Raw genomic sequence first — 12,397 nt, 5'->3', positions numbered from 1 at the left:
TCTTTGACTATTTTTCTTATCTGTTCTGCCGTATATTTTGACATTTTAAAACACCTCTCTTTTTGCAAAGGATTTTACAGTATTTCTTCCAATATCATCTTATAGACATAACTCAATTTAGTCAACAATTTTTCTAAAATTTTACATTATGATTGTTTAGTGATAATATAAGCAACGGTTATATTATCATATAACGCCATAACTACGGTTAAACCAAAAAACCTTTTACAACTAAATGCTTTTATTTTTTATTTTGAATAAGCATTAGATACTTTTAAAGACAAAAATAAAAAAAGCTTCTAAGTAATCTGTCGAAGCTTTTTTTATTTTAAACTATTGTTTGGATTTTTTCTTTTTTGCTCTTATTAAAAAGAAGGTTGACGTCAATATCCCTATTACACCTACAGGGATTAATGTTGAAATCAAAATTGTTCTTATCATTTTATCATGCTGTTCTTTTTCCCAGTCAATATAATCATCTGATTGAAAGGAATACACTGGCTCTCTTGCCTGTAAGATAAGATTATCTATATAAAGTGCACCATCATAACGAACATAATTAAATACAACTCCTAATATCAGCGATGTATGACTAGCAGCCGCCGCATAACGAATTTCTACTGTTTGTTTCAAATATGTTTCACCGTCTATTGTTATTTTTTCCAAATCAGTATATTTTACATTATTTTCATTAAGTCCAATTTTAGTCCATCCCGGATCAAGGGCAGCATAATGCCTAAAACCAGGTGCACTTTCGAAAGATTCCGCTTCCAAAGGGATATTGCCGGTAAAAGGTATAATAAGATTTTCTTTCATCAAAACATCAAACTTCAACATATAAGCATCTTTCAGCCCTTCCAGACGATTTGCCAAAATCTTTAATTCACACCATGAAGAGTCATTGTCAACAACACAATCTATTTCTGTCATGCCTCCGCCTTTAGGTGTCCAAGCAATTGAATTTAGCTTGGCATTATATGCTGCTGTTGAATAAGGAGAGAGATAAGTACCTGCCGGTTCAGTTTCTCCATCAAAATTGGCCACATATTTATCGACGTAATTATATTTTAACGCTCTCTTTACTCTTGTTCTTTCACCTTGCAGTTTGGTACCATTTTGTTTTAAAGCAATGACATCTAAATCAGCAAAATCTCCACGATAGATATATTTCATATTAAGATCATATTCATAATATCCAGTATTAGAATTATACTTCATTTTTCCAAAATTGCGTCGGTCAACATATAGCTCTACCTTTTTTATCTTATCTTTAGTCAAGATCTTGGCTTGGACTTTATAAATAGGTGTCACATCACTGTCTATTTCCAGATATCTAATATCTTTATTTTCATCTTGTCTGCTTGATAGATATGGTGTAATCATGTGTACTTTGTCTTCAAACGCTGCACTGCTGCCTCTAAAGATTTTGGACCATTCTTTCAGTACTTCCAATTCGGGATATTGTCCGTTATTCAATAAACGGTAACCATCATAATCAGGGTAATTGCCGTCAGCACCTGCTTCATCGCCTGTATCTTTTCCTGCCAACATCCAAAACAATAAACCAGCACCGTCATTTTCATAAATTGCCTTTGCCCATTCATAATAATATAATTCACGATTCCGTCCGCCTGAGGTATTTATTCCAAATTCTTCTAAAATTACAGGCTTTTTAGCAGCCTTTCCGGAATTGATATGGTCCTGTATCCATTTAATACCCCATTCCATATGATTGCTGTCCACACCCCATCCTTCAGGATATAAATGATATGTACCGAAATCTATTGTATCAATATTTAGAATGGCATCAAAGTCAGTTCCTTCACTTCCGTCATAAACATGTTTGGCGTTATTGTTATAAGCAAGCTCAGTCTTTTGATAAAAAAAGCCTTCATCCCCCATAGCAACCAAATGCTTATTGTCAAGACTTTTTACATAAGCGCTCATTTCCTCCGCCCATTTTGTGGTATCCTGACAGCTTCCCCCTTCTCTGACAGGATTACGCGGTTCATTCATCAATTCCCATGCCATAATTGTAGGATCGTCCTTATACGCGATATTGTTGTATGTGTTTACACGATTTACTACTTGACTTACATAATCCTTATACATTTTTTTAAGTCCTGCATTGGTGTAAAAATCTTTTGTTGTTAAGTTTGTTTCGTTTTGAGCGTTATACCATTGCAGATACTGATCTAATCCGCCAAAATCTTTCCAGTAGTTGGTAAACACTATAATAAGCTTGATGTTTTTTTGAGCTGCTTGGGATAGAGTATAGTCCATTCTTTCCCAGCAGTTTTGGTATGCATCGTATTTTGAACCGCTTGGCTGCGTATAAACTCCTGCTTGTGGCTGCATCCAAGCCTTGTTATTATGATTGTTGTCAGTCCATCCGTCAAAAAAACCCCACATTCTTATAACATTGAACCCGCATTTTTGAGCTTCATCTAACACACTGTCTATCATGACATTATCTTTATAATGAAGATAATAATTATTAGTGCCGACAAACCTAAATTCTTTTTCTCCTAAATAAAAATCTCCATCCCTAACAGCAACAAAGTTGTTTTCCTGTGCCAGCAAAGTATCCGCTTTCGGCTGTAATACCGAAAGCGGAATGCTTACCAGAACAAAAAAAGCTATTAAAGAGAAGATAAAAAACTTAACAATTCTTTTATCTTTCATTTTATCACCCTTATTGGTTATTCTTTTTCTTTAACTAACTTAATGCTCTTTAAAATAACTGTAGCCTCAGTAACCCCTTCTTTTAAATATGTAGGAATAAAGGTAACTGCACCCCAAGCAGTATAACCGTCATAAGCCATTGCCCATACAGCTGTAGTCTCACCATCCTGAACACCGTCAAATTCTCTGGTGCTGGCTGAATCATTCCAGTCTGCCTGTGCTTTTATAATTGCGCCGCTTGTCGCAACAAATTCAATAACAACATAACATACATCACTATAATCAATAATGTTTTCTTCCGAGTCTTTTTCTGGGGCCTTAAAAGCGATATTTAACCAGTCGCTATAACCAATATTGACAAAAGTAATGGATTTTTCCGTTACGTCATATGTTGCCGTAACTTTACCGTCTCCAGCTGTTGCGGTATTGTCTGTAAAAGCAAACGAATCTCCGTCCGTATCAACACTCAAATCAAATTCATAAACCACTTCATAATCTTCAGGATTATAAATAGGTGCCTTAGCCGGTTCGGCATCACCGTCAAACCAAATGCCGCAAATAAAAATCTTGCCTGCTCTTAATCCTTGCGAGGGTTTGGGTGCGTTAATTATAACCTTGGCAATCTTTATCAGGTTATAACGATTATCCTGTGGAATTACCAATTCTTTTAATTGCCATGTTGATGAGGTGCCAACTTCTCCCTCAAAGATTGTTTTTCCATCTGATGTAAGTCCTTTTACCCAAATAGAATCACCAACCCCTTTTACATTAAGTCCTATCTTAGTCTTTCTAGTAAAGTCATGTTCGCCTAAATCAAAAATTATTGAATTTCTCCATTGTTCATCAGATGCCGCTTCACCGTCATAGTTAATTTCAACAAGAGCAGGTGAAACAGTTAGTTTACCTTTTACATTAGGGTTAATCTGTGGAATGTCAATAGGTAACACGAACTCACTTTCGGGATACTTAGGTAAGGAATGCATTCCGACATCAGGACATTCTTCGACATCAGGACATACATGGTTATGTGCCGAAGGATCAGGGCAAACATTCCCTTCCTTTTTGCATGCTATCAATGACAACATACAAAAGGACATTAAAAAAACCAATACAAAAATTAAGAACCTTTTCATTGTTCCCTCCTGTTTTTTATATTTTTTTGATTTGGTCGCTTTTTATAGAAATAATTTGTTTTGATTAATAAGTTTTATTCTTTGGGCAGTGCAGTCATAAGTATTAAATTCTTCTTTGGGTGTATTAAAGATATAGTCAATTAAGACATCTTTTTCTAATGATGCAACATGGACTTGTGTGTCCGAAGAAGCGTAATAAAGATAAATTATCCCGTTATGTTCTATTGCGCCGTTACAAAACAAGACATTGGAAACATCGCCTATCCTTTCATCATTTTGAGGTGCCATAAGATATCCTGAGGGCATTGCAATAATCTTAAACGGATCAATTAAGTCTGTGGCAAAGGCATACAAAACATATCTCAGTCCACAAGCCGTATTTCTTACACCGTGTGCAATATGAATCCAGCCTCTATCCGTTTTTATAGGCACAATGCCTGCTCCGTTTTTTGTTTCGTATACAGTGTGATATCGTCTAGGTGCAATCAAGATTTCTTTTTCTATGAAAGCGTTAGTTATGTCTTGACAAAGTCCACCGCATATTCCGCCTGAATTTCCCACTTCTATAAAACCATCCTGCGGTCTTGTATAAAACATATACTGACCGTTTACAAATTCGGGATGCAGAACACAATTGCGTTGCTGAGGGCTTTTAGTTTTTAAGTCCGGCAATCTTTCCCAGTTTTTCAAATCACGTGTTCTTACAATGCCCGCCTGAGCAATGGGTTGATTGGCGCTTTTATCTAAGCTTTCAGAACAAAAGACTCCGTAAATATATCCGTCCTGATGCAGAGTCAATCTCATATCATATAGATTGGTCTCGTCTCCCAGTTTGTCAAACAATATCGGCTCAACAAACTCAAAATTATCTATACCGTTTTTGCTTACCGCTTTGGCAAAAAATGATTTTCTGTCTGTTCCTTCTGCTCTTGCTATCAGCACAAATTTATTATCAAAAAAAATTGCACCTGCATTAAAAACGGAATTTATGCCAAGCCTTTCGATAAGATACGGATTGGTAGCAGGATTTATATCATACCGCCATTCTACTGGGATGTGCCGTGCCGTAAGAACAGGATTTTGGTACCGCCTGAATATACCGTTATAGTCTGCAACAGGTCTGTTCTTTTTTAATATAAGCTTTTTATATTGTTTTCTTAATTTCTTCAGTTTATTTGTGAACATCTCAGTTCCTTTATCATTTCTATGCACATTCTTCCGTTATGGTAAGGGCATTTCCAGTTGCATACCAAAGGTTTTGAATAATCAGGCCGGTTTTCATTGTCAACCAGCCAAAACCATTCACCCGTATGATGATTAATAAAATATTTTTTTATATAGTCCAAAAGCTTTTTTGATGCCGACAGATAATCAAGATTGCCCGATCTGATAAAGTTCTTAAAAAAACCTAAAACTCCTTCAGCCTGAACCCACCATACTTTATTGCTGTCCTGATAATTGTTAATTTTGGCAAACATCAGAGCATTTTCATCAAAGGCGGTATTGTAAACTTTTTTACATATAGCATCGGTAAGTTTGCTTATTTTTAAAATGTACTGCTCATCAGCTATGCTTTTAGCCGCCAGATCGAGAAGCCATGCCGCTTCTATGTCGTGCCCGAATGAATAATAGTCCGTAACGGAATTCATCTCATTATCAAAAAACACTTCAAACCTTTGCTTTTGTGAATCGTATATTTTGCTATGAAATATATCCAGCAATCTTTTCAGGCTGTCTTTGGCGTTATTGTTTTTACAGGCTATATAATACTGCGTATATGCCTCCAGAAGATGAAGCAAGGCATTCATAGTTCTGTCACACGCTATGCCGCAATCAGCTAACCTATTGGGCATATTATCCAATTGCTCTTTGTAACCGTATGAATCATAATAATTTTTTTCTATTAAGTTATACAGACTGTCTGCCATTTTTTTTACACTGTCATCTAAAAAACTCTGATAATACCGTGACAGCGCATACAATGCAAATGACTGATAATAAATATGCTTGGTCTTATCTGTTTTTTTCCCTTGATAATCTGTAAGCCATACCACAAGACCGTCCTGGTCAAAACAATAATTCTTCAGGTATTCCAAGCCGTGTTTTGCCAATTCATAGTTTTGTTTTTGAGGCTTTATTTCGTAAAGAGCAGAAAAAAACCACACAATTCTGCACTGAAGCAATATTCCTTTATCAGCATTTTTTATTACCGAACCGTCATTTTGAACATAACCGTAAAATCCGCCGTTTTCACTGTCTTTCAGTTTGCTCCAGAACGGCACAATATTATCAAACAATTCCTGCTCAAAACTTTGTAAAAAATTATTCTGCATTCTCTTTTATGTACCTTATGACTTCATCCAATGTAGTAAACGCCAGTCCGAGATAGCTGTCGGCAGCCCCATAATATAAGGCAATTTTGCCTGTTTCTTTTTCCAATAAGGCGGAACACGGGAATACTACATTGGGAACAAAGCCCTTTTCCTCATAGTCTTTTTGAGGCGTCATCAGCCAATTCCTGCATCTGTAAAGCACTTTTGACGGATCATTAATATCCAGAATTGCACCGCCCATACTATAAACAAAACCGTTACATGTACCTGTAACTCCGTGATAAAACAAAAGCCAGCCACCGTCGGTTTCAATCGGATTGCAGCCGCTTCCTACTTTGACATTCTGCCACCACAAATCGTTCCTTCCGAAAACAAATCTGTGAAGTCCCCAGAACTTCAGGTCAGGGCTTGCACTTACAAAGATGTCCCCGAAAGGCGTATGTCCGCTGTCAGATGGTCTTGACAGCATATAATACATACCGTTGATTTTTCTTGGAAAAAGCACTCCGTTACGGTTAAAGGGTAAAAACGGATTTTCCAGTCTTATATAATTTTTAAAATCAGAAGTTTGTATCAAACCCATAGTGGCACCGTGATAATCGGTACAAAAAACGATATAGTATGTATTCTCAAGTTCGATAAGACGGGGGTCATACATATATTTAAACTCTGCCTCAGTGCCGTCGGGATTTTTTACCTGGATACGTTCTTTTTCAAATGACCAGCTGATGCCGTCCTGTGATTTTCCGAGATACAAAAACGGCATACCGTTAAGCTGTTCCGCCCTGAAAACGCCCATAAAATAATCTTCATATCTTATTACCGAACTGTTAAAAATTCGTGCAATATTTTGGGTAGGGTTGGTGCCTATTATAGGGTTGCGGTCATATCTCCATATCGGAAGATTATAACCCTGCGGTTTTGGCTGCCATGGAATATTGGGCTTTTTTATGTCTTTCATAACGCATTTACATCCTGTTTTATTTATTCTTTTACCGAGCCCATAACAAGCCCGTTATAAATCCATTTTTGCATTACCACAAATGATGCAAGCATAGGCAGTGTAATTAAAATAACACCTGCACTGATTATTTCCCAGCTTGCGGCAAAAGGTCCTTTGAAGTTATACAAAGCAGTTGAAATCATAGCCAGATCGGGTGAAGGCATAAACAAAAAGGGGGTTACAAAGTCGTTGTAAATCGCAACACCTTTGATTATAAAAACCGTTATAATGGCAGGCATTAAAAGCGGAAATATTATCACTAAAAATATTCTCAGATAGCTTGCCCCGTCTATCATTGCCGATTCATCCATTGATTTGGATATGCTGTCTAAAAACTGCATCATTATATAGACTGAAATTATATCCGTACCTGAAAACAGCAGTATACCTGCCCAGCGTGTATTGAAAAGATTGAGCCATGAAATGATTTGAAAAGTCGCAATATTGTTGGTTATATTGGGTATCAATGTAGCTAACAGGAACAGGTTTTTAACAACCTTCTGTCCTTTAAAGACAAAGCGGTGAAGAACATAAGACGTCATTGCCCCTGTTAAAACAGATACAGCCAAAGACACTATCATAATGATTAATGTATTAATAAAACCTGTCAGCATATTTCCGTCAATGAAAGCCGTTTTATAATTGTTCCATTTCCAGCTCTTAGGAAAATCAAGAACACCGCTTGCAAAAAACTCATTGCCGTCTTTTAATGAACCGAACAAGATAGGTATTATAGGCAAAAAAACTGTAATCACAAACAAGCCCAGAATTACATATTTTAAAGACAGAAAGAAGTATTTGGATATAACCTTAGCCGTTTCTTGTCTGGTCTTGGTTTTATTAATATTATGATTATCCGATAATATCAATTCTTGCATTTTTTCATCCTTAAAAATCATTTTTTTCTTTGAACATAAGCCGCTGAATAACAGTTACAACTAACACTATTCCCAAAAGCACAAAAGACATGGCTGATGCAAGCCCTACCTGACGGTAACGGGTTGAAATTCCTATCTGTAATGTTTTTATTACAAAAGTCGAGGTCCCGAATGTTCCGCCTGTCATTGTGTAAGGTATTTCATACACGCTAACAGCACCTTTTATGGCAAGAATAAGATTGAGTAAAATAATATTTCTGATTGCAGGATATATTATCTTAAAGAATATTTGAAATTTGTTGGCACCGTCTATTTCAGCAGCTTCATAGATTTCTTTTGATATAGACTGTATAGCACCTATAAACATTACCAGATTGAAGCCCATATACTTCCATATGGAAACACCCGCCAATAAAACGTTATTCCAGAAGTTCAGTCTTAACCAATCGGGTGTATTTCTTATGGCAAAAATATGTAAAATTGAATTCAGCACCCCGTCACTTCTGAAAAAGAACGAAAACATCAGTCCTACCGCAACGCTGTTAATAAGATACGGAAAGAAAAATGTTCCTTTAAACACGTTCTTTAAAACGACCTTAAAACTTAACAAGGTTGCCAGAAACAGTCCCAAAGCCATCTGAACAACAGCTCCGACCATGTAATAAAAACTGTTCAAAAGCGGTTTGAATATTTCCGGATCGGTAAAAATGGCAACATAATTCTGAAATTTAACAAATTCCATGTCGCTTATGCCGTTCCATTGCTGAAAGGAAAAATAAAATACAAAAAGTGAAGGCAGATAAGTAAACAACAGCAACAGCACCAACGGTACAAACAAAAAACCTGTTATCATTATTCGTCGCTGTGTTTTGTACCTGATCATTTTTATTCCCCCTGTTTTTATAACTTTATGTCAATTTTTTAACCGACTGCTTTTCTATAAGTTTAAAATTAAGATTAATCCTTACCGTCTCATTGGTTTTTTTGTTTAAAATACTGTCAATAAGTTCAGCAGCAGACTGCGCAAGCTGTTCTCTTCCCACTTCCATAGTCGTTATTCCTATATCGGCAGGAACTCCCGTAGAAAAGTTGTCAAACCCGACTATTGAAATATCTTCAGGAATTTTATATCCTTTTTTTGTCAGTATGTGATACAGCATATTAGCCGTATTGTCGCTGTTACATACAAACGCCGTAGGTAACTTTTCAGGAAAATCAGGCTCAATTATCAGGCCGTCATCGTTTCGGTCTGACAGATACCAATGTTCTCTTATAGGACACTCATATTCGAGCATACATTTGTAATATCCCATTGCCCTGTCCATAATCGAAGTTGTCGCATAGATATCACCCACATATAAAATGTCTTTATGCCCGGAATTAATGAGATGTCTGGTGATTTCATACCCGCCGTTATAATTATCAGCGGCAACCGAACTGATAGGCAGTCTCAGATCATAAAAATCCAGAAACATTAATTTATCTGCACATTCTTCAGCAAGTTTGTTAAGATAACGTTTTTTAAACTGACCTACCGCTATTATTGCATCAACTTTATTTTCCATAAGAATCTTAGGCATAACAAGTTGTTTTTCATCGGTTCCGGATAAAATTTCAAGTATTCCGAAATACTGTTTTTTCATCAGTTTTAAAAGAATGTATTGATACAAACTCCAATAAAACGAATGATCTTCTAGATACCGCTCGCATATCAGAATACCTATATTATTCTGCCTGCCCGTACGCATTGCCTGGGATATTGAAGAAATCTTATATCCCATTTCCATAGCCTTTTGTTTTATGCGTTCTCTTAATTCTTCAGAAACGCCGTCTTTATCCGCCAAGGCTTTGGAAACTGTAACTGTACTTATTCCCAATTCTTTGGCAATATCTTTCATTTTGATGCCTGATTTCATATAATACCACCTAATATTGATTATTATTAGATTATATAGATATAATGAAGATATTGCAATGGATTGGGGCGGGCAGTAACCTAAATTTTAGGTTAGCCCGCCCTTTTTTTAGCTAGCTTTTAATTAACTGTTAATTAATCCAATGAAGGAGGATTAGGATGATCTTTTTTCAGTTCGTTTATCCCGTTATTCCATTCAGCCTGTACGCCCAAAAGAAGCTCTTTTATTGTCTTGGTTGATTTTCCGTCTCTTACATCAAATGCGGTTGTGGCAAAATCAACTACCCATTCCTGTCCCCATATTACTATCGGGGTATCATCTGTTGCACTGCTTTTTGCGTTTTTCTCTACAGTGGATAATGAACCGTCAATTACAGCTTTTTCTTCTTCTACCAGCAATACACCGGCCTTTTCAAATGCCTGAATCTTAGGAGGATATGACATACCTTTTTTGGGAGGAATATATCCGCTCTTAGCTGCATAATTAAAATCGCCCAAGAACCAATCAACAAATGCCTGAGATGCTTCTTTGTTCTTTGTGTTTTTTGCTATTGCAACTGTATAATCTGATGCAACCTGAGAATACATCTTGCCGTCATCAGCTACAAAAGGATACGGCATATATCCAACATCATCAGGATCACCATTGTTTTCTCTTGCTGCATCTTCAAATTGTGATATTGCCCAAGCACCCATAGCCATTGCACCAATCTTGCCCTGAGAAAACCAGATTTTACTGCTTTCCCAATTCTTTTCTACAGGACTTTGTTCTACCACATCATTGACAATAAGGTCATACATTAAGTTGTAAATTCTGCCTACCTTACCTGCCTCATCTTTTTCAGAATCCCAAAATGCTTTTGTATCCCAAGGCAAAATATTGTTCATATAATTGACATTGCCTGAGCTTGTAAGTATTGCTGAAGGCCATTGCGTGCAAGGCCAGCCTTCTGCAGTATGTGTATAAAACGCGCCTTTCCAATCAGTTATGTTTTTTCTTCCGTATTCCTGTACTGTTTCCATTGCCTGTAAAAACTTTTCAGCCGAATTAAGTTTGCTGGCATCAACTCCCGCAGCCTCAAAAACAGCTATGTTATAAAGTATTCCTGCAACGGTACAGCCGCTGGGCAAACCGTAAACTTGATTCTGATACTGTTTTGCCGTTATGCAAAGCCAGCCTTCCGCTCTCAATTCATCTACTGTTCCATAAGATAAAAACTTTTTGCTAAAATCTTTATCTTCTACTGAATTTGGCAGCATCAGAACATCTCCGTAATTATTGCCCGAAATTCTTGTTGTCACATCGCCTTCATAATCGGTATAGGTCTCAAATGAAACTTTCCAACCCTTGTCCGCATATTTCTTTTCAAACTCAGTTTTTGCCTGAGCCAGCAAGGTGTTTTTCAAATCCGTTCTGTGCGACAAAACAACGATTTCATTAATCTTGTCTTTGCAGCCGGTTATTGAAACGCAAAAACCAAGTGCCAGCATCAAAGACAGTACTAAAGTCAGAATTTTCCTCATTTTTAATTCTCCCTTATATTTTTTTATAAATGAGATATCTTTTCATTTATTTCATTTCGCATAAAATTATCATCTTTAGTAAAAGGATTAATTAAAGCAATTTCTATTAAGTTTTACTTAATCGATTAGCTAACAAAATGTTAGCACAAAAATAGCGTAATGTCAATATGTTTTAATAAAATAATATAAAAATTATTTACAATATTAATATTATTAATATCAGATTGCATAAATAAAAGAGGATTTTTGCAGTTAAAAAAAGAGTCTCATTTTTTTATGAGACTCTTTAAAAAATTTAATTTATTATTAATTATTTTCTGATTATTTCTTTTGCTGTTCTTAATACATTCTGAGCGGTAAAACCGTAAAGTTCAAACAATTGATTGGAAGGGGCTGAAGCACCGAAGTTATCCACTCCCAAAACTTTGCCGTCCAATCCTACATACTTATGCCAGCTGTAACTTGAACCTGCTTCTACGGCTATTCTTGCCCGTACATTGTCAGGCAGAACCTGTTCTTTGTATTCCCTGGGTTGAGCGTCAAAGACTTCCATACAAGGCATAGATACAACTCTTGCGTTTACACCTTCTTCGCATAGAAGTTCTTGTGCTTTTAAAACAACTTCAACTTCAGAACCGCTTGCCATCAGGATTATATCAGGTGCGCCCTGACAATCAGACAGGACATATCCGCCTTTTAATGCCAACTTTGAATTGTTTTTAAGCTGCGGCAAGTTTTGACGAGATAGCACTATTGCTGTGGGGCTTGTTCCTGTCAATGCGCTTACATAAGCTGCAGTTGTTTCTTTGCCGTCTGCAGGACGGAAAACCTTCAGGTTAGGCGTAGCGCGCAAGCTTATCAGTTGTTCGATAGGTTGATGGGTAGGTCCGTCTTCTCCTACGCCTATACTGTCATGGGTCAAGACA

10 protein-coding genes are annotated in these 12,397 nt (G+C 36.6%); all 10 read right to left on the bottom strand.

All coding sequences use genetic code 11. The features are described 5' to 3' along the window. Positions 1 to 333: 333 nt before the first annotated feature. Entirely contained in the window at positions 334 to 2,685 is a 2,352-nt protein-coding gene (locus VIL26_00290; GenBank protein HEY8389385.1) for a cellulase family glycosylhydrolase, read from the bottom strand. Positions 2,686 to 2,702: 17 nt separating this feature from the next. Further along, the gene (locus VIL26_00285) at positions 2,703 to 3,818 is read right to left on the bottom strand and encodes a hypothetical protein (protein ID HEY8389384.1); all 1,116 of its coding nucleotides are present in this window, start codon (positions 3,816 to 3,818) and stop codon (positions 2,703 to 2,705) included. A gap of 42 nt (positions 3,819 to 3,860) precedes the next feature. Further along, entirely contained in the window at positions 3,861 to 5,003 is a 1,143-nt protein-coding gene (locus VIL26_00280; protein HEY8389383.1) for a glycosidase, read from the bottom strand. Next, a complete protein-coding gene (locus VIL26_00275; GenBank protein ID HEY8389382.1) occupies positions 4,985 to 6,151 on the bottom strand; it encodes an AGE family epimerase/isomerase in 1,167 nt (388 codons plus the stop codon). Before VIL26_00275 ends, VIL26_00280 begins: the two co-directional genes overlap by 19 nt. Beyond that, a complete protein-coding gene (locus VIL26_00270; protein HEY8389381.1) occupies positions 6,141 to 7,112 on the bottom strand; it encodes a glycoside hydrolase family 130 protein in 972 nt (323 codons plus the stop codon). The genes VIL26_00275 and VIL26_00270 overlap by 11 nt, the downstream gene beginning before the upstream one ends. Positions 7,113 to 7,135: 23 nt before the next feature. Next, positions 7,136 to 8,032: a carbohydrate ABC transporter permease gene (locus VIL26_00265; GenBank protein ID HEY8389380.1), complete on the bottom strand. Its 897-nt coding sequence runs from the start codon at positions 8,030 to 8,032 to the stop codon at positions 7,136 to 7,138. Between the two features lie 10 nt (positions 8,033 to 8,042). Continuing rightward, on the bottom strand, positions 8,043 to 8,915 hold the full coding sequence (locus tag VIL26_00260; GenBank protein ID HEY8389379.1) for a sugar ABC transporter permease: 873 nt from the start codon (positions 8,913 to 8,915) through the stop codon (positions 8,043 to 8,045). Between the two features lie 25 nt (positions 8,916 to 8,940). Further along, positions 8,941 to 9,948 (bottom strand): LacI family DNA-binding transcriptional regulator, encoded by a 1,008-nt coding sequence (locus tag VIL26_00255; protein HEY8389378.1) that lies wholly within the window; start codon positions 9,946 to 9,948, stop codon positions 8,941 to 8,943. Between the two features lie 134 nt (positions 9,949 to 10,082). Beyond that, the gene (locus VIL26_00250; GenBank protein HEY8389377.1) at positions 10,083 to 11,471 is read right to left on the bottom strand and encodes an ABC transporter substrate-binding protein; all 1,389 of its coding nucleotides are present in this window, start codon (positions 11,469 to 11,471) and stop codon (positions 10,083 to 10,085) included. A gap of 310 nt (positions 11,472 to 11,781) precedes the next feature. Further along, on the bottom strand, positions 11,782 to 12,397 hold a 616-nt coding region (locus tag VIL26_00245; GenBank protein ID HEY8389376.1), incomplete at its 5' end, for a transketolase C-terminal domain-containing protein.

The sequence above is a fragment of the Clostridia bacterium genome (genome assembly GCA_036562685.1).
Taxonomy (GTDB): domain Bacteria; phylum Bacillota; class Clostridia; order Christensenellales; family DUVY01; genus DUVY01.
This window is presented reverse-complemented; position numbering and strand designations above follow the sequence as displayed.